Source organism: Brevundimonas bullata (genome assembly GCF_003350205.1).
Lineage (GTDB): Bacteria > Pseudomonadota > Alphaproteobacteria > Caulobacterales > Caulobacteraceae > Brevundimonas > Brevundimonas bullata.
In genome coordinates this window covers 48,515-70,875 of record NZ_QLLC01000020.1, presented here as the reverse complement: position 1 = coordinate 70,875, position 22,361 = coordinate 48,515, and the positions used below count along the sequence as shown (strand labels likewise).

The 22,361-nt window shown below is 59.7% G+C and carries 12 protein-coding genes and 2 pseudogenes; 10 read left to right on the top strand and 4 right to left on the bottom strand.

Annotated features, from left to right (window positions below; translation table 11 throughout):
- Positions 1–177: 177 nt before the first annotated feature.
- Complete coding sequence (locus DXK21_RS10980) at positions 178–591, top strand: hypothetical protein (RefSeq protein ID WP_211306021.1); 414 nt, start codon at positions 178–180, stop codon at positions 589–591.
- Here DXK21_RS10980 and DXK21_RS10975 read toward each other — a convergent pair.
- Positions 588–1,706 carry a baeRF11 domain-containing protein gene (locus DXK21_RS10975; protein WP_114817815.1) on the bottom strand — a complete coding sequence of 373 codons (1,119 nt, stop codon included), beginning with the start codon at positions 1,704–1,706 and terminating at the stop codon, positions 588–590. The two genes, DXK21_RS10980 and DXK21_RS10975, sit on opposite strands and share 4 nt — an antisense overlap.
- Before the next feature lie 424 nt (positions 1,707–2,130).
- On the opposite strand from DXK21_RS10975, the pseudogene DXK21_RS10970 reads away from it, so the two are divergent.
- A pseudogene (locus DXK21_RS10970) lies at positions 2,131–2,615 on the top strand (transposase); the annotation flags it as partial.
- On the opposite strand, the gene DXK21_RS10965 reads toward DXK21_RS10970, so the two are convergent.
- Positions 2,544–3,440: a hypothetical protein gene (locus DXK21_RS10965; protein ID WP_211306022.1), complete on the bottom strand. Its 897-nt coding sequence runs from the start codon at positions 3,438–3,440 to the stop codon at positions 2,544–2,546. The pseudogene DXK21_RS10970 and the gene DXK21_RS10965 sit on opposite strands and share 72 nt — an antisense overlap.
- 132 nt (positions 3,441–3,572) lie before the next feature.
- Between DXK21_RS10965 and DXK21_RS10960 the strand changes: the two genes are divergently transcribed.
- From DXK21_RS10960 to DXK21_RS10925, 8 genes and pseudogenes are all read left to right on the top strand, one after another.
- Positions 3,573–4,454: a helix-turn-helix transcriptional regulator gene (locus tag DXK21_RS10960; RefSeq protein WP_114817814.1), complete on the top strand. Its 882-nt coding sequence runs from the start codon at positions 3,573–3,575 to the stop codon at positions 4,452–4,454.
- A gap of 109 nt (positions 4,455–4,563) precedes the next feature.
- Positions 4,564–5,193, top strand: a complete 630-nt coding sequence (locus DXK21_RS10955) for a DUF1819 family protein (RefSeq protein WP_245945186.1) — start codon at positions 4,564–4,566, stop codon at positions 5,191–5,193.
- Positions 5,194–5,195: 2 nt separating this feature from the next.
- Positions 5,196–5,798: a DUF1788 domain-containing protein gene (locus DXK21_RS10950; RefSeq protein WP_114817813.1), complete on the top strand. Its 603-nt coding sequence runs from the start codon at positions 5,196–5,198 to the stop codon at positions 5,796–5,798.
- A 3-nt stretch (positions 5,799–5,801) separates the two neighbouring features.
- Complete coding sequence (gene brxC / locus DXK21_RS10945) at positions 5,802–9,341, top strand: BREX system P-loop protein BrxC (RefSeq protein ID WP_114817812.1); 3,540 nt, start codon at positions 5,802–5,804, stop codon at positions 9,339–9,341.
- A complete protein-coding gene (gene pglX, locus DXK21_RS10940) occupies positions 9,341–12,826 on the top strand; it encodes a BREX-1 system adenine-specific DNA-methyltransferase PglX (RefSeq protein ID WP_114817811.1) in 3,486 nt (1,161 codons plus the stop codon). Before brxC ends, pglX begins: the two co-directional genes overlap by 1 nt.
- Complete coding sequence (gene pglZ, locus DXK21_RS10935; protein WP_114817810.1) at positions 12,819–15,332, top strand: BREX-1 system phosphatase PglZ type A; 2,514 nt, start codon at positions 12,819–12,821, stop codon at positions 15,330–15,332. Before pglX ends, pglZ begins: the two co-directional genes overlap by 8 nt.
- Positions 15,333–15,339: 7 nt before the next feature.
- Complete coding sequence (brxL, locus tag DXK21_RS10930; RefSeq protein ID WP_114817817.1) at positions 15,340–17,427, top strand: BREX system Lon protease-like protein BrxL; 2,088 nt, start codon at positions 15,340–15,342, stop codon at positions 17,425–17,427.
- 122 nt (positions 17,428–17,549) lie between these two features.
- Positions 17,550–18,062, top strand: a pseudogene (locus DXK21_RS10925) (transposase); the annotation flags it as partial.
- Between the two features lie 103 nt (positions 18,063–18,165).
- Here the strand turns inward: DXK21_RS10925 and DXK21_RS10920 are convergent.
- Together DXK21_RS10920 and DXK21_RS10915 are read right to left on the bottom strand one after the other, a co-directional pair.
- The gene (locus DXK21_RS10920; RefSeq protein ID WP_114817809.1) at positions 18,166–20,085 is read right to left on the bottom strand and encodes a UvrD-helicase domain-containing protein; all 1,920 of its coding nucleotides are present in this window, start codon (positions 20,083–20,085) and stop codon (positions 18,166–18,168) included.
- A complete protein-coding gene (locus DXK21_RS10915; protein ID WP_114817808.1) occupies positions 20,082–22,106 on the bottom strand; it encodes an ATP-dependent nuclease in 2,025 nt (674 codons plus the stop codon). The genes DXK21_RS10920 and DXK21_RS10915 overlap by 4 nt, the downstream gene beginning before the upstream one ends.
- Between the last annotated feature and the right edge of the window lie 255 nt (positions 22,107–22,361).

Genomic DNA, 22,361 nt, shown 5'->3' with positions numbered 1-22,361 from the left:
CCGACGAGATCCTGCAGCCGCTTTAGCTCGCCGCGGTCCTCACCGGATGGCTACGATATTTTGCAGGGTTGGGGGCTTTTTGAATGTGCTCAGTTAACCTGACGGTTCCCGCACGCAGGGGCTGGCGAGCCTTGTTGGCGATCTCGGCGCTATCGGCACTGACAACAGGAAGGCAGCATGACCATGGCCGCTACTGTCACCAGCGATCACGACACAATCACCGTGCATGTGCCGCTGACCTTCGCCAAGCGCGGCGGCCGCAAGCAGATTGTCCTGCCAGATGGCACGCCATCATGGGCGCCACCACGCGCTCGCGTCGACAACACCATGGTGAAGGCCATTGCCCGTGGCTTCCGCTGGCGCAAGCTGCTGGAAACCGGTGTTCACACCACCGTCGAGGACATTGCCGTCGCCGAGAAGATCAATGCCTCCTATGTCAGCCGAGTCCTGCGCCTGACCCTGCTGGCGCCCGACCTCATCGAAGCTATTCTGGACGGACGACAGGGGCCGGAAATCACGCTGGCGGCGTTGATGAAGCCGTTTCCGGTCGAGTGGGAAAGGCAGATCAAGAAAGTATCCCGCGGATCCTAAAGTGGATAGCGCAAGGTGGCTGCCAACGATCCACCGCCCGGAATATCATTCTTACGTGCGGCAATGATGCGAGCACCGCTGGTCAGTGCACGAGCCATGATCTCATCAACGATGCCATAGGTGTCGGGCCCTTCCTCGCCAAAGATTACGGCTCCGGTATCCTCGTCGACGGTGCCATGAACGATCTCGTCAAAATTCACCAGCAGGGTTTCAATCCCGCCGAATGTGGCAAGACGCGCGGCGTCCGAGACATCCGTGGTCGCCCGGCGGTCATTGGCGCGTTGTTCAAACAGAGCTTTGACCTCTTCGATCTCCCGCGCATAGATGGCATCGAGTATGGGCCGCGCCGCTGCGGCAATCTCAGCCTCGGTCGAACGGTCGTTGGTCACCGTCAGGGTTTCGGGGACGAGGTTCGGATTGCTGTTGATAGAACGGAAAATGGCCGCAACAGGCTCGTTGGCAGCCAGGATCAACGGCGCGACGCGTCCCAAAAGTATCGGACGAATGGCAGCATCCACCATGCGTGAATATTGTGCGAGCCGCACCTTCTGGCCCCCGGAACCCATCACGCGGCGCATCGAGGTCCGGTTGTTGAGTGAGGACACGTTGACCGCGCTAGCAGCGTCCTTCGGCAGGCCTGGCACCTGCAAGCGTTGCGGGGGTAGGTCCGGGAAGATCTCAATTAGGCGCACATCGTTCTCCGACAGGGCGAGTACGAATGCGTCGTTCGGGAAGGTAATGGCACGCATCAGCGGCTTGGTTAGGAAGCGATCCGCGACCTCAATCGCAGGCTGAAGCCGGTTTGCCAGCCGGAAGGTCTGGATGGTATCCGGCGTTGCAAAGATCGCGAGCGAGTTCGCCTGAAAGCGCCAGAACTCGTCATCATCCAGCAGATCGTCGAGCTGTTCCCCCAGTGCCGCCAGGCGCCGCTTGTCCAAGCCACCGGCATCAAGTTGCGCGTAAGCTTGCTTGGCGAGGTTGCCTGCCTCGATGCGTGACGCCTCTACATCCTGGGTCACAGGAGTGGTTGAAACATAGAGCGACACGCAGGCGTCGGCGCGCACCTCATTGAGCTTTCGCAAGTCGGAGAGCGCGGGGATGTCGACATAGAGCAAGGATGATCCTTCGATTCTTCGAGACAATCTGCGCTTTAACTTAGTGCTCGGGAGATGCGGTTGCAAACCGGCGGATCAGAAGTCTGGCGCTTGGACCGTAGCGACCTCGGGAGCCAGGGGCAATGCGGCCCAGCTTTACCATAAGCGTCGTTGCGATCCTCGACGGCAGGCAGGGGCCAGAAATCACGCTGGCGGTGCTGATGATGCCGTTTCCGGTGGAATGGGAGAGGCAGCGGCTTTGACGATGCCAAGCGTCGATCTGTCTCCTGGTGTTTGTTCGGCGCGGCCTTCCAATGTCGGCCAGCTGACATTAAACCTTTCATGAACGCGTTCTGACGATCGAATGCGCGAGGGAGGGGGTGACGTGCCCCTGAGAATTTCCTCCACGCGGAGCTAGAGTCCGGCCCTTGAAAGGACGGACGGAATGAAACGAGCGAGATTCACGGAAGAGCAGATCATCGGGATCCTGCGGGAGAACGAGGCCGGCGCCAAAGCGGGCGAGCTGGCGCGCAAGCACGGCGTGTCGGAGGGCACGATCTACGCCTGGAAGGCCAAGTTCGGCGGGATGAGCGTGTCGGACGCCCAGCGCCTGCGCGCCCTGGAAGACGAGAACGGCCGGCTGAAACGTCTGCTGGCCGACGCCATGCTCGACAAGGCGGCGCTGAATGATCTGCTCTCAAAAAAGTGGTAAGGCCCGCGGCGATGCGCCAGGCCGTCGCCCATCTGAAGGCGGCGTTCGGCGTCAGCGAGCGGCGGGCCTGCTCCATCATCAAGGCCGATCGCAAATCGGTGCGCTATCGCTCCTGCCGTCAGCCGGACACGGCGCTGCGGGAGCGGCTACGCGCGCTGGCTGTGGAGCGGCGACGGTTCGGCTATCGGCGGCTGTTCGTGCTGACCCTCGCGGATGGTGGTGACCTTGATCCCGTGGATGAAGTGGAGGTCGAGGTTCGCGTCGGCGCGAAGCGACAAGAAGTGGTCATCATAGTCCGCCGTCGAGGCTGCGGCGATGGCGATGTCCGCCGGCTCGGCCTCGCCCGACGCGAGCAGCGCCCGTGCCCAGCGGATCGCCTCGATGGCCTCATGGTAAGCCGTTGCGGCGCTTTCCGCGCGAACGGCCGGCGTCTGCGCAGGGGCGCGGACGGTGGAGACGCCGGTTGTCTCGAGCCAGGACGGCGTGGGCCGAGGGCCTGCCGTCCAGGTCACCGGGGTGTAGTCGGTCAGCGCCTGAAGCAGCGGTCTCCAGCATGGCGAGAGCTCGGTGATACCGACGATCTCGACCGGTCCCAGAACGGCCTTGGCGTGAGCGAGCCGCTGACAGGCGGCCGCCACCAGATCGCAGGGCCGCATCATTCCCGGCGGCAGCTGCGCCAGTACGGCGGCTTCGAGGCGAGCAATGGAGTCGAGGCGCGGGTGCTCGTGTGCACGGGAGGCCAGGTCGATGCCAGCGTGCCAAGCCTTGTGCAGGGTGTCGGCCGAGGCGTCGACCGTGCCGGGTAGGAGCTTGATGCTTTCGAGTTCGCCGAGCGGCGTGGCCGAGAGCACAGCTTGGATCGCGGTGCGCAGGCTCTCGTCGTCGATCGGCCTGGTAAATCCGCCGGCGAGGCGAACCGCGAGCTGCTCGAACGACATGATCTGCAGGCCGTGACGCCGCTGACGCGCGGCGTCGAGGCGAAGCTCCCGCATCGCCATGCGCCCATGGGCGACGATGGTTCGCCGGTCGGTCATGCTGGTCATCGTCGCGTCTCTCCGCCCTGTTGCCCGGCACGGCTTCGCTTGACGCGAATCCATGATGGGGATAGAAACTAAACTCGTCGTGCAGATGTGTCCATATAGTTTTTATCTGCATTCGCCGGAGGACGATTTCGGATGGATGGCCTGACCACATTGAAGTGGGGCGTGGAGCGCCGCCTCGAGTTCATCGAGTTCCGCCTCTTTTGGGAAGGCGGGATCAATCGCTCCGACATCATAGAAATGTTTGACGTGTCGGTGCCGCAGGCCTCGAAGGATCTGACTCTCTATCAGGAGCGGGCGCCGCACAACGCGGTCTACGACAAGAGCGCCAAGCGCTATGTCGCCAGCGAGCAGTTCGAGCCGCATTTTCTAAAGCCCGATCCCTACGGCTATCTATCTCGCTTACGTTCGGTGGCCGAGGGTCTGATCGACCTGTGGGACTCGTGGATCACCGAGGTCCCCGATACCGACATTGCGCTGACGCCGCGCAGAGATATCGATCCGGCCGTGCTGAGGGCCGTGTTGAGCGCGGTGCGTGATCGCCGTTCGGTCGATGTCCGCTATCAGTCGATGAGCAAGGATCGGCCCGATCCGATCTGGCGGCGGATCACGCCCCATGCCTTCGGCTATGATGGCTTTCGCTGGCACGTGCGCGCCTATTGCCACGTCACCGACAAGTTCAAGGACTTCCTCTTGCCGCGTATCCTCGGTGTCGGCGAGATCGGCGACGGTGCCGCGGACCCGCTTCAGGACGCGCTGTGGCAGGAGCGCTTCGGGGTTGAGATCGGCCCGCATCCTGACCTGACCGCAAGCCAGAAGGCGGTGGTAGCCAAGGATTTCGGTATGAAGGGCGGCTCGGCCGTGCTCACCGTGCGCTACGCCATGCTGTTTTATGTCTTGAAGCGTCTGAGCCTGCTGGGTGATGCAGCGAGTCAGTCCCCGCGCAGTCAACACATCGTCGTCGTCAACCGGGAGGAAACTGAGGCGGCGTTGGAGAAGGCTGAATTTGCGAGGTGACGTATGGCAGGAGAACCGGCATAGGCCGCAATGGCTTGGGCAAGAATATTTGGCCGTCAATGGATTTTGGAATTTATGGGCGCGACTTTGCGCGAGTGCGACGTAAGTAATGGTTAAGGCTAAAGACAACGGTTCGATTATGTCTGGCGTGTCGAAGTACCGGATGTCCTTCAGTGTGGGGGGGCTGTTGCTCAATGAGAGCTTAATGATCGCGCAAGCTTATCAACCGGGCGAGAGCTGGGCGTCTGCTCGTGAGCGCTTACTGGCCCAGGGCGCATCTTCCTTGCCCAAATTGGCCTCGCAAACCCGCGCACTTCGGGAAGTGTACGACCGCATAGGTCACCTATCTGACGCCGAGCGCCATTACCTGTCGGCAGAGGCTGACCGTGCTGAGCAGCAGGCGATGATGTGGCTGGCGATCTGCCGGACCTATCGCTTTGTTTATGAGTTCGCTGTCGAGGTGATCAACGAGCGCTATCAATCCTGGCGACTTGACCTGGGTCATGAGGCTTTTGACCGTTTCCTCACGGAAAAAGCTGAATGTGATCCAAGCCTCTCTGAGCTTTCATCATCAACCTGCGCGAAACTGCGTCAGGTCTTGTTTCGGATTTTGCGTGAATCCGGTTTGAGAAGTGTCGGGGGTAGAATTCAGCCGATTTGGTTGTCGGGGCGCATGAAGCGGCTGATTGAGGAGAGTAATCCGGCGGATCTGCAGATTTTTCCCGGAGATGGGGGGTAATTGTGAGTACGAAATTTGACAGGCGCGCTCGTGCCGAGCGCCTATTCAAAGTGATTTCCAGTGGACGGTTTTTGCAAAAGCAGGGACTGGGCAACGAGGTTCCCTTTTTCATCTGCGCTTTTGATGCCGAAGACGGGCTGAGCCTGGGCGAGGATCGCGAGGATCTGATCGCCCGGCTGGGGCACGCCGGCGTTCGCGTGCTTGATATTGACCTCTATGACCTTTCACTCAGGATCCTCGAGGATCGGGGCATCTTTGAACAGATTCTCGAGGTTGAGGCCGAGACGGAGAAGGCGGAACTTAAGGAACTCTTGCAGGGCGTTCTGGACCCGCAGGCCCATCTCATTCCGGAGATCGCGCGGCAAATCGAAGAAATCCCACATGATGTGATCTTCGTGTCAGGTGTCGGCGAGGTTTACCCCTTCTTGCGTTCGCACAATGTGCTCAACAACTTGCAAAGCACCGCGAAGGACCGGCCGACGATCATGTTCTTTCCGGGGAAGTATACCCATGCGTTGGCGACGGGGGCCTCGCTAGAATTGTTCGGCTTGTTGCACGACGACAAATACTACCGCGCGTTCAATATCATGAATTACGAGGTCTGACCGATGGCTAATTTTCTGCGTGATATCTTCGCCAAGCCGGTCGACCGTTCGATCGATGGGGTCATCAAGGCTGATGACATGGGCAGCCTCCTGATCGAGCTCGATGAATATGTCATCACCAACGAGATCGGCGCCCGGCTGGAACAATTCCTCGACGCCTACAATAATTACGATGCCGCAAATGGTGTGTGGATTTCTGGCTTCTTCGGATCAGGTAAATCCCACCTGCTGAAGATGCTTGCGCTTCTGCTGGAGAATGAGGAGGTCGAGGGGCAGAGAGCCGTTGAGATCTTTGAGCGCAAGCTTACGGGCAACCCGATGCTCGCGGGGGCCTTGCGCAAGGCGGTTTCTATCCCCTCTCGGTCGGTGCTGTTCAATATCGACCAGAAGGCGGATGTGATCTCGAAGACGGATGTCGATGCCCTTCTGGCCGTCTTCCAGAAGGTCTTTGACGAGATGTGCGGCTATTATGGCAAGCTCCCGCATATCGCACAGTTCGAGCGTGATCTGGACAGCCGCGGAAAGCTTGAAGCCTTTAGGGCGGCCTTTGCCCAGTCTTCCGGCAAACCCTGGGAGCGTGGACGCGAACAGGCGCTGATGGAAGGCAAGCACATTGCTGCGGCTTTTGCCCAGGTCACGGGCGATGAGGTGAAGGACGTTCTTGGCCAGTATCGCAAGGATACGAAGGTCTCGATCGAGGATTTTGCCAATATGGTGAAGTCATGGATCGATGCGCAGGAGCCAAAGTTTCGGCTGAACTTCTTCGTCGACGAGGTGGGGCAGTATATCGCCGACAACGTCAAACTGATGACGAACTTGCAGACGATTGCCGAAAGCCTGAACACGAAATGCAAGGGGCAAGCCTGGATTGTTGTCACTGCCCAGCAGGACATGGGGTCCGTTATCGGAGATCTGACGGCGCAGCAGGAGAATGACTTCTCGAAAATCCAGGCGCGCTTTGCCAACCGGATGCCGCTAAACTCTCAGGATGTGGCTGAAGTCATTCAGCGCCGTTTGCTGGCCAAGACGGAGGCCGGACAGATTACCCTTGGAAATCTTTACGATGCTGAAGAGAACAATCTACGCACGCTGTTCGATTTTGGCGATAATTCTTTCAAGTTCAAGAATTTTTCCGGAAAAGAGCAGTTTATCGCGAGCTATCCGTTCCCGAATTACCAGTATGATCTGTTTCAGCGTGCGATCATGGGCCTCTCGCAGCATAACGCGTTTGAGGGCAAGCATAGCTCGGTTGGCGAACGCTCGATGCTGGGAGTGTTTCAGGAGGTGGCGAAGCGGCTGGCAGATACGCCGGTCGGGAGGCTTGCGACCTTCGATCTGATGTTCGAGGGGATCCGCACCGCACTGAAGTCATCAGTTCAGCAGTCGATCCAGCTGGCTGAAAAGAACCTTGGCGACGATTTTGCTGTGCGGGTGCTGAAAGTCTTGTTCCTTGTAAAATACGTCAAGGAATTCAAGCCGACTGCGCGCAATATATCGATCCTCATGTTGTCCCGGTTCGAGGCGGATCAGACCGAGCAGCGCCGCAATATCGAAGAGGCTTTGTCGCTTCTGGAACGTCAGACGCTGATCCAGCGCAATGGCGAAGTCTATGAATTCCTCACGAACGAGGAAAAGGACGTTGAGGCCGAGATCAAGGCGATTGCTGTCGATCCCGCTGAGATCGAACGGCAACTCGACGAACTCGCTTTCGGTGCGATCCTGCGTCACGGCAAGATCAAGCATGCGGGTACGGGTGTTGACTATGCCTTTACCCGTAAGCTCGACGGGCACGGCCTGAACCGGGAGCACGAGCTTTCGGTGAATATCATCTCGCCCTTCAGCGACGATTCCGACGCACCGGACGTGGTGCGTTCGAACAGCATGGCAAGCGATGAGATGGTTGTCATGCTGGGGCGGGATGTACGCTTTACTCGCGATCTCATCCTGTGGCTCCAGACCGTAAAATTTGCCCGTCAGGTCACCAGCGGGGATGCCCAACCTGGCCGCGATCGTATCATCGCGGAAAAGCGGGATCAGAATACGCGGCGTGAAAAGGATCTGGTGCAGCGGCTCCGCAGCCTGATGGCAGAGGCGCGGCTGTTCGTGCGCGGAGCTGAACTGGAGATCGGTGGGGAAGACCCGCAGGAGCGGCTGGTCAAAGGTTTCCAGACCTTGGTGGACAAGGTCTACACCAGCCTGCCTGTGCTACGCGGCGCCACCTACACCGAAGCGGATCTTGCCCGTGCAGGCAAAACGGATGGTGAGCTTTTCGGCGCTGAAGGCAGCGGTTTGACCGAAGCTGAGCAGGATGTGCTGAACCATGCTCAGGCCCAGATGCAGCTTGGGACGCGGGTCTCTGCGAAGGCCTTGGTCGAGAAGTTTGGTGCGAAACCTTATGGCTGGCCCTCTATCGCCGTTCTTTGCCTGACCGCGAGCCTCGTCGCGCGCGGCAAGCTTGAGGCGCGTGCCGACAGCGCCCTGCTGGAAGGGCAGGCACTTATTCAGGGGCTGCGCAACAGCCATAGCCTCGGCAATATCCTGCTCTCGCCGCAGATCGAGTTCACCCCCGCCCAGATCCGTAAATCGCGTGAACTGTTCCAGGCACTGTTCGACCTACCCGCCTCGGGGAATGACGCGCGCAGTCTTGGTGCGGAGTGGCAGGCGCAGTTGCGCAAGCTGACCAGCGAACTGGAGACGCTTGGGCGGCAGGCGGCGGGCTACCCGTTTGTTGCCGCTCTCGATCCCTTGCGGCACCTGCTCGAAAGCATGCGCGACCAGTCGGCGACCTGGTTCATTACCGGCCCGGTGGAGCAGGAGGATCAGCTTCTGGATGCCAAGGAGGATATCCTCGACAAGGTCCGCAGCTTCATGTCCGGCCCGCAAAAGGGAATCTATGATGAGGTGCGCGCATTCCTGGCCGCGCAGGACCAGAACCTTGCCTATGACGAGGATACTGCTGCCGGTACGATGCGTCAGGTTCTGGCTGATCCGCAGTGCTTCAAGGGCACTGCAATTCAGGAGTTGAAGGCGGATTTCTACACCCTGAAAGAGCTTATCGAACAAACGGTTCTGGCTGAGCGCAACGCTGTCATCGCCGCGATTGACGAGGTGGCTGATAAAATCGCCCAGACCTCAGAATTCCGTGCGCTACCGCCAGAGCAGCAGGCGCGTATCCGCGATGAGCTTGCCGTGCAGAAAGCCGGCGTAGCCTCGCAAAGCCTGATCCCGGCCTTGCGCCATCGGGCGACAGAGGTGCGTTCCAACCTTTTGGCCGACACGCTGACGCGGATCGCCGAACTTACGCCTGCACCGGCGCCGTCTCCCACGCCTCAGCCCGAACCTGCCGGCGGCGTGGCCGAAGCCCCGGCTAAGCCATACGTGCCGCCGGCACCGACAAAGCCCCAGTATATCAAGGCTCAGTCGATCACGGTCCCCTTCGCGAAAACCTATCTCGAAGATGAGGACGATGTGACCCGCTACCTCGATGAGATGAAAAAGACCCTGCTGGCCGAGATTGGCGCGGGCAAGAAAGTGATTGTCTGATGGATACCAACGCGCTGAAGAAATTTGCGCAAAGCGCGCGCAACCTGCTGATCGATCAGGTCACCGCCCGGCTGGACATGATTCTAGCAGAAGGCGCAGCGGCTCGCCGCGAACATTCCAAGGCGATTGCCAAGCTGGAAGCGGCCGCTAACAGCAACCGCGCCCACGTGATCGAACAGGCGGCCTACACCTGGTTCAACCGCTTCACCGCGCTGCGCTTCATGGATTTGACGGGCCTGACCAACCCGCGCGTCGTTTCACCCGCCGATGGCGCCACCCGGCCCGAGATTCTGGCGGAGGCTATGGCCGGCAATCTGCCGGATCGCGCCCGGCCCGAGATTGCCGAATATCTGAACGGTACCCGCCCCGTCCATGATGGGCAGGCGGAAGCCTATCGGCTGCTGCTGATCCACGCCTGCAACGAATGGCATGGCGCGATGCCGTATATGTTCGAGCGCGCCGATATGCTCGACCGGGCCGAGGATTTTACCGAGCTGCTGGTGCCCGACGATCTGCTGTCGCCGGACAGTATCCTTGCCCGCCTGCGCGAGGTGATGACCGAAGATGCCTGCCAGGATGTCGAGATCATCGGCTGGCTTTACCAGTTCTATATCAGCGAGAAGAAGGATCAGGTCTTTGCAGGCCTGAAGAAGAACCAGAAGATCACGGCGGAAAATATTCCCGCCGCGACGCAGCTCTTCACCCCGCATTGGATAGTCCGCTATCTGGTGGAAAACTCGCTGGGGCGGCTGTGGCTGCTGAACCGTCCGCAGTCGAAGCTGGCGGCGAAGATGGATTATTACATCGCGCCGGAAGAGCCGGAAACGGACTTCCTGAAGATCGCCCGGCCTGAGGATGTCCGCATTTGCGATCCGGCCTGCGGTTCGGGCCATATGCTGACCTATGCGTTTGACCTGCTCTATGAAATCTATGCCGAGGAAGGCCATGACGCGGCCGAAATCCCCGGCCTGATCCTGACGCATAACCTGACGGGCATCGAGATTGATAACCGCGCAGGCGCCTTGGCGGCCTTTGCGCTGTCGATGAAGGCGGCGGCAAAGCTGGGGCGGCGGCGGTTCCTGAGGATGGAGGCGAAGCCTGATATTGTCGTGCTGCAAAATGTGCGCTTCACACCTACCGAGATGCAGGACGTGGCCGCCGTGGTGGGCAAGGATCTGTTCACGGATGAACTTCGTAAGACACTGGGGCAGTACGAGCAGGCCAAGAACGTTGGTTCGCTGATCGTGCCGAAGCTGCGTGATCCGGCCGAGACGCTGCGGGTGGTCGAGGCACGGGATTTCGGATCCGACTTGCTGCTGAAGGAGGTGCAGGAGCGCGTCGTGGCCGTGTTGCGCATGGCCGAGGCGCTGTCGCCTAAGTATCATGTGGTCGTGGCCAACCCGCCCTACAAGAAAAAGGGTGATCTAAACGGCCAACTTCAATCTTTCCTGGTTGAAGAGTTTTCGGATTGCTTTTCCGATCTATATTCAGCGTTCATTGATCGCTTGAGCAAGCTGTCAAGAAAGCATGGTATTTCATCAATGATCGCAATGGATAGCTGGCTGTTCGGCGATGACTATACAGAAATGCGTGTTCGATTGTTGACCGCGTCGCCATTCCTGCAGTTGGCCCACCTTGGCCCTCGCGCTTTCGACGAAATTAAGGGCGAAGTTGTACAGGTCGCATGCTTTGTATCTCAAAAGGATGGCGATCCCAATCGAGAAGCTCAATTTTTCGATCTGACTGAGGGTCAGACTTCCGATGAGAAGGCGTCCATGCTTCGAAGCAAGCACGGGGAACATCGCGCGCGCGGGGCTGACTTCGCTCGTCTGCCTCGAAACGTGGTTGCGTATTTCGTCTCGGACCACACTCGGGAGGCCTATGCAAAAGGGACACCTCTGAAAGAGTATGCCGAAGCGTTTACTGGCCTCCAAACGGGAGATAACCCACGCTTTATTCGCTCTTGGGGCGAAGTTAATCGTGACGCGATTGACTTCGGCGTGACACTTGAAACGAAATCAAGTTGGTCGGGAAAGTGGGTTCCGTACGTAAAGGGTAGTGATTTTAGAAAATGGTATGGGAACCACGAGTTTATTCTCGATTGGGCATCCGACGGATTAGAGATTAAATCTCATAGAAGCGCAACTGTCAGGAATGAACAATACTACTTCCGAGACGGCTTGGCCTACAACACAATCGCAAGCAGGTTGTCGGTTCGACGAGTGTCGCAAGGTCACGTATTCGACCAGAAGAATTCCATGTTTTTTGGCGACAAGAAACGCGCATTAGATTTCACATTGGGTTTTCTGCACTCCAAAGCCGTTCCGCCCTTGCTACGAGTAGTGGCAGCCAAAGATTTTGGTCCCGGTAGCATGAAGCTCCTTCCCGTTTTCGAGGGCTATGATGGAGTGTCTGTTTCGCACCTTGTGGACGATTTGGTCAAACTCGCCAAAGCAGATTGGGACGCCTACGAAACCTCTTGGGATTTCACCACGCTTCCGCTGCTCTCGCCTGATCATCGGGGCGAAACATTGGTGGCCACCTACGTCAAGCTCCGCACCCATTGGCGGGGCATGACGAACGAGATGCAACGGTTGGAGGAAGAGAACAACCGCATTTTCATCGACGCCTATGGCTTGGCTGACGAACTCACCCCCGAGGTGCCGATCGAGGAAATCACCCTCACCTGCAACCCGGCCTACCGCTATGGCGTGAAGTCCTCGGAAGAGGAGCGGGAGGCGCGGCTGCGCGAGGATACGGTGGCCGAATTCCTCCACTATGCCGTGGGCTGCATGTTCGGGCGCTACAGCTTCGATGCGCCAGGCCTGATCCTTGCCAATCAGGGAGAGGGGATCGAGGAGTATCTGGCCCGCGTGCCGGAGCCCAGCTTCGCCCCAGACCGCGACAATGTCATCCCGGTACTGGATGCCGACTGGTTTGCCGATGACATCGTCAGCCGTGCCCGCGACTTCCTGCGTGTCACCTTTGGCGAGGCGAAATTCCGCGAAAACCTCGCCTTCATCGAAAAGGCGATCGGCAAGGATTTGCGCCGCTGGTTCACGAAGGATTTCTTCGAATATCATGTGCGCCGCTACAAGAAGCGCCCGATCTATTGGATGTTTTCCAGCCCCAGGGGCAGCTTCAACGCGCTGATCTACATGCACCGCTATCGGCCCGACACGGTCTCCGTCGTGCTGAACCAGTATCTGCGCGAATTCATTCACAAGCTGGAGGTGGAGCGTGCCCGGCTGGAAAAGCTGGCCGACGATCCTGCCGCTACGCCCGCCCAGCAAACAAAGGCGCAGAAGGAAACAACTACGGTCATCAAACAGATCGCCGAGCTGACCGAATGGGAACGCGATGTCGTCTATCCCATGGCGCAGCAGAAGATCGCCATCGATCTGGATGACGGGGTGAAGCGCAACTATCCGCTGTTCGCCGGCGCGCTGAAGCCGATCAAGGGGCTGGAGGCCGCGGATGACTGACCGCATCACCGCCGGCCTGATGCGGCTTTATGAGGATCAGGGGCACCGCATAGTCTTCTGGTATGACGCCGTTCGCGATCTGCGCGCGGCATTCGATGCCGTTGACCTGCCGGGCGTGACCAAGGTGGAGATCGCCAACAGCGAATTCGGCCTTAAATACCGCATGCTGCGGCAGGAGCCGAAAGCGCGGTTCCTTCTCTTTAAGGATGGCCCTGAGCCGCCGATGGCTGAGAACTGGTTGTTGGATGTGCAACTGGCCAGCGCGGTCTTCCGCGCCGATCAGGCGGCGATATGGGTAGCCGATCTCGGCATTTCGGCGAAATACGAAGCCGCCGTGCGCGATCACGCCGAATTCTACCGTTCCGGCAAGCGGCTGGAAGCCCTGCGCGCCATCGAGCGCGAGCGCCCGTCGCAAAGCGCGAATGATGTCCGCCGTAAGATGCTCGCAGTCTGCGCCGGTGCGGATGGCGATCTGGATACGGTGATCGAGGCTCTGCTGGCCGAATTAGCCGAAGAGCGTGATGAAGCGCTGCGGCTGATGGATCGGGTCGGGCTGGCGGAGTTCTTCTGGAAGGAAGTGGCCACGCGTTATGGCTATGTGACTTCCGAACCGGATTTTCAGGACTTCGCCATCACACTCTTTTCCAGTGCCTGGGCGCGCGCGATGGGCGAGGCTGCCGCCCTGAGCACGGATGCTGCGCTGATGTTCCGCCGCTGGAGCGCCTCGCGCCGGTGGGGAGAGGCGTTCGAAAAGCTCTCGGGCGATTATCAGGATGTGCTGAAGATCCGGGACGATCTGGCACCACGTGATTTCCGCAAGCTGATGCCGCATGACCATTTCGAAGAGGTAGATCGGCGGATCGTCATCGCCATCGTCGAGGGGTTGGCCCAGCAGAGCCTGGCGGCGACAGATGTGCTGAAATGGGTACGCGATCGCCGTCAGAGTCATTGGTATGCTCGTTACGCGGACGTCTATCAGGCCATCGGTTACGCGACCGAGTTCCAGCAGGCCTTGGCTGAGGCCGACCTGACCATGACCAGCCTGTCCGACGGCGTGAAGCGCTATTCCGCGAGCTGGTTCCGCCTGGACCAGCTTTATCGCAAGTTTATCTATCACATGCAGAAAAGCGGGCAGTCGGGGCTGTTGTCCGCGCTCTATGACGCGGTCGAGAACCGCTACACTACGAATTTCGTGCTGAAGCTGAACGATGCTTGGCAGGATCAGGTAACCCGTCTGACGGATTGGGCGGTGCCGGGATTCCCGCGTCAAATGGGTTTTTACCAAGAGCAGGTTGCGTTCTACCGACGCCTTGAGAACCCACAGAAAGTCGTCGTCATCATCTCGGACGCGCTCCGCTACGAAGTAGCCGAAGAGACACTGCGGGAGATCCGTAAGCTCAACCGGTTTGATGCCGAGCTGACGCCGATGATCGGAGCCTTACCCAGCTATACTCAGCTTGGCATGGCGGCGCTCTTGCCGCACCAGAAGTTGGCCATTCGCAATGACAATGACCTGGTGTTGCTGGACGGTGAAAGCACCATGGGCGCGGTCGCTCGTGAAAAGGCGCTGGCTGCTGGTCGGGCGGGGGACCGAGTCAAGGTTCTGGCGGCGAAAGATTTCATGAATCTCGCGACATCAGAGGGCAAGGGCCTCTTTCGAGATAATGATGTTCTCTACCTGTACCACAATCAGATCGACGCGATTGGCGACAAGCTGGCCACCGAAGAGAATGTTCCTGCGGCGGCGGAGACTGCCATTGAGGATCTGGTGAAGCTGGTGCGCAAGCTGACCTCGGCCAATTTCTCGAACATCCTGATCACCGCGGATCATGGGTTCCTTTGGCAGCACAAGGCTTTAGAAGAAAGCGGCTTTGCGCTGAGTGAGCCGGAAGGCGACATCGTCACACGCAATCGGCGCTATGTGATCGGTCGGGGCCTTAGCAGCGGCGTTGGTATGAAGAAGTTCACGGCCGCGCAGCTTGGCTTGGGTGGTGATCAGGACATCTTGATCCCGAACTCGATCAACCGTCTGCGCGTGAAAGGATCAGGCAGCCGCTTTGTCCATGGTGGGGCGAGCCTGCAGGAGATCGTCCTGCCGGTTCTGCGTGTGGGAAAGCAGCGCAAGGAGGATATCGGGCAGGTGTCGGTGCAGATCATTCCGCCGGCCCGCGCCCAGATCACGACAGGTCAGATCCAGATCACATTCTATCAGGCGGAGCCGGTTACCGAAAAACAGCAGCCCCGGCAGGTCTATGCCGCAATCTTTGCAGGTGATGAAGCACTCATCTCTGACGAAGCCGAGCTGGAGTTTGATTTTGCGTCCGAGAACCCGCGTGAGCGCGAGCTATCGCGCAACTTCCTGCTGTCCCGGGGCGCAGACGCCTATAACAATCAGACAGTATTTCTGAAGCTGCGGACACGCATCGGCAAGACCAGCCATTTCGAAGATCACGCTTCACAGCCATTGCTACTGAAGCGCGGGATCAGCACAGATTTCGATTTCTGAGGTGCCGATGTCGACCCTTGATGACAAGATAAACGAGCATTTTGCCGGTTTCGTGGTTCGCAAGGACCTGGTGAAGGCCGTGAAGGGGAATGCCATTGTTCCCACCTATGTGCTCGAATACCTGCTTGGCCAATACTGCGCCACCGACGACGAAGCCTCGATTGCGACAGGCATCGAGACGGTCAAGGATATCCTGCGCAAACATTACGTCCATCGTTCCGAAGCAGGGCTGGTCCAGTCGACAATCAAGGAGCGTGGCCGCTACAAGGTCATCGATCAGGTCAGCGTTGCGTTGAACGAAAAGACCGACGCCTATGAGGCGGTGTTTGAGAACCTTGGGATCAAACGGGTTGCGATCGACAGCGCCACGGTCAAGGCCCATCCGAAACTGCTGGTTACCGGAATTTGGTGCATCGCCGATGTGCAATATGAGTTCTCGGAAGACAGCCGGATTTCCCCCTGGATCATCGATACGCTGAAACCGATCCAGATCGCCCGCGTCGACTATGACGGGTATCGCGAGACGCGTGACAAATTCACCACCGCGGAATGGATTGATCTTCTGATGCAGAGCATCGGGTTTGACCCCTCTCTGTTCGGGCGCAGGTCGAAACTTTTGCAACTGTTACGACTGATCCCCTTCGTCGAGCGCAACTACAACCTCATTGAGCTTGGTCCCAAGGGGACGGGCAAATCGCATATCTATTCCGAGTTCTCCCCTCATGGTCAGTTGATCTCCGGGGGTGAAGTCACGATTCCTAAGCTCTTCGTGAACAACTCCAATGGGCGGATTGGGTTGGTTGGCTATTGGGATGTCGTCGCTTTTGACGAATTTGCCGGCCGCGATAAGACAGCTAACAAGGCGCTTGTCGATATCATGAAGAACTACATGGCGAACAAGCAGTTCTCGCGGGGGGTAAATCCCATGGGTGCTGAGGCCAGTTTCGCCTTCGTTGGCAATACAGACCATAACGTCCCATGGATGCTGAAAAATACTGACCTGTTCGAGGCGCTGCCGCCGCAGTTCCACGACAGCGCCTTTATCGATCGATTGCATGCCTATCTCCCGGGATGGGAGGTAGGCATCATTCGAGGCGATATGTTCACGTCTGGCTATGGGTTCATCGTCGACTATCTTGCTGAAATCCTGCGTCACCTGCGTGCCGAGGACTTCTCGCACCGGCCGGATCGCTACTTCACCATTCCCGTTCAGACCCATATCCGGGACCGTGCAGCGATCAGCAAAACCATGTCCGGCCTGTTGAAGCTGATTTTCCCGAATGGCGGCGAGACGGAAGCTGAGGTTGAAGAGTTGCTGCGGTTTGCGATTGAATGCCGCAAACGGGTGAAAGACCAGCTCCTGCGGATCGACAGCACCTTTGAAAGCGCTGATTTCCATTACATCGCGTCGGATGGAGCAAAGCGCGCTGTCACCACGCTGGAGGAAGAAGAGTTTCCTCAGTTCTACCATCGGCGGTCTGCCGGCGATGTGGATGTCAGTGCGGATCAGCCTGAGGTCGTGCCGATTTCGGCGGTGCCAGCGTCAGCGTCGGCTGCCTCCGCAGCGCCTGATGTTGCCGCTGCTCCTGCTCCTGCTTTTGTCCCGAAGCCCGGGCATGTCGTCTTCACGGAAAACCGCAAGGGCATCAGCTTCGACAAGATCTTTGGCCCATGGACGGATGGAGCAACGCGGATTGTCATTACCGATCCATATGTCCGGAAGTTTTATCAGGCGCGCAACGTGATGGAACTGATCGAGATGCTGATCCGACGCAAACAGCCCGAAGATCAGGTCGCGGTGCATCTTGTCACCGCTCCGGACGATGGGAACATTCAAGAGCAGCGGGAATGCCTCGATGGGATCACCGAGGCCTGCACTGGTACGGGCGTTGATTTCACCTGGGTCTTTGATGGAACCGGAACGCTCCATGCACGCGACATTACAACGGACACCGGCTGGAAGATGGTTCTGGATCGTGGGTTGGATATTTTTCAGCCTACACCCCGAAAGATGAACGGCTTTTCGCTAGGGGAACGGATGCAAGAGCACCGGATGATCCGGGGCTTCTATGTGACCTATATCCAGAACTGCTGAGAATGGCCCTTATACGCAAAGGAGGGAGGGGGGGCGAATAGCCGGACCTGACTGAGGCTGTGTAAAAACGTCTTGGTATGGAGCGAATTAGCTTAGCCTTCTGAGGTCAGCAGGAGGTGGGTATGAGCCGCTTCGTTCAGGGTGCAGATCGCCGGCAGCAGACGCTGCTTCCCGAGTGTCTTGATGACTATGTGGCCGAGGATAATCCGGTCCGGGTGGTCGATGTCTTCGTCGACGAGCTGGATCTGAAGGGGCTGGGGTTTGAGGGGATGACGCCCGCAGCGACGGGACGGCCCGCTTACCACCCGGCCATGCTGCTGAAGCTCTACGTCTACGGCTACCTGAACAAGGTGCAGTCGAGCCGGCGACTGGAGCGTGAGGCGCAGCGCAACGTCGAACTGATGTGGCTAACGGGGCGGCTGGCGCCGGACCACAAGACCATCGCCGACTTCCGCCGCGAGAATGGCCCTGCGATCCAGGCGGCCTGTGCGCAGTTCGTGGTGCTGTGCCGACAGTTGGGCCTGTTCGGATCGGCCCTCGTCGCCATCGACGGTTCGAAGTTCAAGGCGGTGAACACCCGCGACAAGAACTTCACCGCCTACAAGGTGAAGCGGCGGATCGAGCAGGTTCGGTCAGATGCCGAGTGCGCAGGTCTGACTCGTTGCTGACCCTCGGAAGGTCGCCTTCTAGGCACCTCTAAGCTTGCCCCGACCAACTCCACTGCTCGCCTCGCTGGCCTCATCTAAGCACACGCAGGTCCTGGATGAGCCATCCGTTGCCGATCAACGCGGTCTTCTGGGGCTCTGTCATGTGATCGGCGACGACGGCCAGGCAGAGCAGCGATTTGGGTCGTGTGATCCCGACAAAGAGGTTCATGAGCTGCGGCGGGATGGTGGTCTTCGCCCTAGCGGCAGCGGTGCCCGAAAGCGGGCCCAGCGCCTCCTTGACGTCGTACAGCTTGCTCTTGGAAGATGTCAGCACGAGTGTCGCATCGTGCGTCTCACCCTTGACCCCCGCGATGGTGTTGAGGTCGATCGCGACCGATCGGCCGTCCCCCAAATGCTCATAGGTGTTTCGGCGTTCGGTGGGCTTGTCGTCGACCGCCGGCGCCTCTGAATCCCAGATGAGGAAGTCGTCAGCGGCCGAGGCTGTCGAGATCAAGGGCGTCAGTGAGGTGACGAGGTTCTGGACGATCGTCTTCCAATTCGCCTCGACGAGCGGTGGGCCAAGGCAACACTCATGCACGGCCGCGAGCAGACGGGCCGAGGCGTCCGGGACCGTCTCATCTAGCGCCCTGAGCACGGACTTCTTCCCGATCGACTCCCCTGTCGGGAGCTCGCAGGCGTGATTGTGAAGCAGGGCTGTGACGCCCTCCCAGATGATCGGCGCTGCTGCGTGGAGAGCCCCATCTTCCGTCAGGACCGCACGCGCCCGGCGAACATAGCCAATCAAGGTATTCAGGCCGTTCGAGCGCGATGTCTGGGTTGCATCAAAGTCCGGCCAGTAATCGCCGAGGTGGCGCGGCCAGGATGCGCCTTCACCCTTTTTCCGCAGCGCGACCGCCTTGGCGACGAACCCGTAGGCAAGCGGTGCGGGGAATTCCGCGAGCACATGGTCGCCGAAAGCGGGCAGCACCCGGTCTACGCAGGACCGGTCGAACAGGAAGATGGCATGCCGCTTCTCGGCGCGGTCGGTGTTTCCCACGATCTTCTGGGCGCGAACGACCGTGAGGGTAGAGGCGGCCGCGGCGATAAACGGGCCGAAGCGGCGGCTGTGAGAAAGGTCGACCGCGTCCTCTACCGGAAAGCTGTTTGGCGCCTCGGCATGATCTGAACTATCGAATATGCCTTGGTTGCAGTCCCCAAAGCGCTGGATCGTCGAGCGGTTGCCGAAAGCCGCCTCGGCCAAGGCCTCCTGGAGGGCGCCAGTGTCTTGCATCTCGTCGAAGAACACTACAGGGAACCGACTGCTTACGGCTTCTGCGATTCCGGGGACTTCTCTGAGAGCGCGCTGAGCGAAGGCGAACATATCTGCGAAGCGAAAGACGCCGTCGCGGGCGAGCCGCCATTTCAGGTTATGGAAGCTCTTGAAGGTGTCGGTCGTCTCGCTCGGCAGGCTTTCGCCGCAGGTAAGATCCAGATCCGCGCCCGAAAGTGTAAGTGAAGACAGGATGCCCTCAGCCCGATTTGGATTGCGCTCAAGATATTTTCTGGCGTGCCAGAAGCTGTTGAGCTTGACGAGCCTCCTTGCCGCGGCTGTGAAGCGCGCGTCATCGACGCTGCGGAGTGTGATCCCCAAACCCCTTAGATACGGCAGCGCCAGGTACTGGTGGGCGAAGGTCTGGATGGTGCCGATGAAGTGCGGATAGCTCAGCAAGGCGCGGCCTGCGGGGTGGAGGTGGAGGCGCGTCTCCACCTCCACGCGGGCCACATTGGTATGGGACAGGACGCAGATCCCCTGGCGGGCGTGGGACCAGCGCGCGCCGAGTAGGGCCAGCTTGGCGACCAGCAGCGTCGTCTTGCCGCTTCCGGGGGCGGCCTGGACGTCGAGCGTCTCGCGCGCCTTGAGGATCTGCCGGCAGTCTGCGGCATCGAAGTTCCGGCCCATGAAGGCGGCGATCTCGTCGATGTCTGCATCCGCTATCTCGACGGGGATCATATGGCCTCTTCGATGTCGACCGGCGCCGTGACGTATTCAATCGCGCTGACCAAGTAGGCCGGCAGGCGGGCGACCAGCTCCGTCGGAGACAGGTTTGCGCGCTCAAGCTCGTCGGCGAGGTATTGGGCCGTCTCAGCCTTGGAGGCTTTCTTGTCGAAAAGGGGCTCGTAGATTTTGGCGGCGATCTGAGCGTGGCTGAGGTCCTCGGTGGTCCAGGCCGCCAGGTCTCCGTCGGCCTTGGTGCGCACCTGGGCCACTGCCTGATTCGACAGCGGCACCCCGCTATTCTTGGCGCGCCGCGCCAGCCTGATCGCGCGATGCACGAGGGGGCGGAAAGCCGGATCGAGCGCCATGTCGTGTTCGAGTGTCCAGCTGGGGGAGACGAAGGTCTGGACCGGTTCCCCGTCCCGCTCCCGGAGCTTGTCCGAGAAGCCTTGGAGCTCCTCGAGGCTGAACTCGTCGGCGAATTTGCGGGTCGCCTCCTTGCCCTCCTTTGGAGGCGGAGGGGGCGGGACATAGGCCTTGGCCTCCGCGGGCGGTACGTCCCGGTCCGCCACACACGCGACCCGGATCGGGACTTTGCGCTCATCATTCCGTTGGAAGATCCGCGAATACCGGAACAGGCCACGGTGGCCAACGCTCACGACCGAGACGCCGTACTTCGAGAAAGACCGCCCCAGCGCCTTGGCAAGGGCCGGGAGGATGATGTTCTCACCGTCGCCCTCGACGACAACGACCGCTTTGGAGAAGAACAGATTGGCCTTGGTCGCGTCCAGGAACCTGCGCAGGAACGAGTAATCGCTCGCGTCGAGCTGGGTGCAGGTCGCCGCAAGAGAAAACGCCTGGTGTTGGGTGATCAGGGTCAGCGTCTCGACGTCGGCCTTGGAGGCCAGCGTGGGGCTGTGGGTCGTCACGATGACCTGAACCCGCTCCGATGGAAGCGGCGAGGGCGGCAGGGTGGCGCTCGGTTCCGCATGCGCTTCCGATTGAGGATCGCCTTCCAGAGAGGGAGGAGGCAATGCGGGAGGCGCGGCCCGTGCTTCCAGCATCTCCATCAGGCGAAGCTGCATCTGCGGGTGAAGGTGGGCCTCCGGTTCCTCGATCAGTAGTAATGGCATGCCGTCGGACGCGCCGAGGAGCAGCAGTTCGGTGGCCATGAACAGGACGTTATTCAGTCCGAGGCCGCGCCGTGTCGGGAGGCCGACGCCGGCCTTGGGGTCCAGCGCCAGCTCAAGCTTCTCGAGAATCTGCTGCAGGTCGGCGCTGCGGGCCACGGAGATAGCTGCGGTGAGTATCTCTGTCCCGAGGGATAGGTCCTCGAGGAACTGGCTGTTGATGTTGGTATGCACCGCCTGGACGACGCTGTTGGAGCGGATCAGGTGTTCCGCCTGCTTCATGATCCCCACGAGGGTAGTGGGCGAGATTGTCGGGGCCTCGGCCGACCAGTCGCTTTTTGCCTGTTCCGAAAAGTCGGGGTGTGACTTCAAGATCTGCGATAGCCGTGAGCTCCTGCCGGCGCTGAGCTCCCCTTCGGCGTCCCGGAGCGGTTTGAGATAGGTGCAGCGCAGGAACTCTCTTAAGGCACCCTCGACCGGCGGACCCTTGGCGTCGGCCCCAGCGCGGAAAAAGACGCTCGCGCGGCCCTTCTGCCCGCCAGCGCGGTCCTGTCTGCGCGCCAGCAACGAGATCGACAAGGAGGGCTCGGCACCGTCGGCGATCGTCAGATATTCTAGGAACGCCGCCCGCTGAAGCAGGCTGAGCCCCTCGAAGACGGCGGTGATCTTCATGTCCCGGGCGCGCTCGTCGCCTTCGACGTGGAAGTCGTCCTCCGTCAAGCGGTGGAAATCCTGGCTCGTGGTCCATAGGAGGTGGCGTATGGCGTCGACGACGGCGGTCTTGCCCGCGTCGTTTTCGCCGACCAGGAGGTTCAGACCCTGCGACAGCGTGAGGTCCAGCGACGTGCCCGCGGCTTCGGAGCCGAACGCCCGGAAGTTTTCAATCTTCAGATTCGACAGATACATAGCGCCTCCCGGACACCATCGTACAACGGCTTTCCCGGAAAGGTAGCGCGCCTGTTCTGAACTACGTTGACAAGGTCTGCTGCCTACAAGCCGGTAGGAGGCCCGGACAGATATGCGTCCACGAGCTTCTGATCCCGTATCAGGGTGGGGACAGCTTTGGTCGGCTGAGTGGAGTGCGGGCGGGAGAGAAGAGGCGGAAGTGGCGACAAAGTCCCGAGCGAGGACCCTTCCAAAGCCTTTGGAGCCGATGCAGGC

Bases quoted from the DNA above. Each gene is read 5' to 3' on its own strand.
- DXK21_RS10920 (WP_114817809.1), bottom strand. From the start codon at position 20,085: ATGATCCCCGTCGAGATAGCGGATGCAGACATCGACGAGATCGCCGCC.
- brxC (WP_114817812.1), top strand. From the start codon at position 5,802: ATGGCTAATTTTCTGCGTGATATCTTCGCCAAGCCGGTCGACCGTTCG.
- pglX (WP_114817811.1), top strand. From the start codon at position 9,341: ATGGATACCAACGCGCTGAAGAAATTTGCGCAAAGCGCGCGCAACCTG.
- DXK21_RS10915 (WP_114817808.1), bottom strand. From the start codon at position 22,106: ATGTATCTGTCGAATCTGAAGATTGAAAACTTCCGGGCGTTCGGCTCC.
- brxL (WP_114817817.1), top strand. From the start codon at position 15,340: ATGTCGACCCTTGATGACAAGATAAACGAGCATTTTGCCGGTTTCGTG.
- DXK21_RS10955 (WP_245945186.1), top strand. From the start codon at position 4,564: ATGGTTAAGGCTAAAGACAACGGTTCGATTATGTCTGGCGTGTCGAAG.
- pglZ (WP_114817810.1), top strand. From the start codon at position 12,819: ATGACTGACCGCATCACCGCCGGCCTGATGCGGCTTTATGAGGATCAG.
- DXK21_RS10965 (WP_211306022.1), bottom strand. From the start codon at position 3,440: ATGACCAGCATGACCGACCGGCGAACCATCGTCGCCCATGGGCGCATG.
- DXK21_RS10980 (WP_211306021.1), top strand. From the start codon at position 178: ATGACCATGGCCGCTACTGTCACCAGCGATCACGACACAATCACCGTG.
- DXK21_RS10960 (WP_114817814.1), top strand. From the start codon at position 3,573: ATGGATGGCCTGACCACATTGAAGTGGGGCGTGGAGCGCCGCCTCGAG.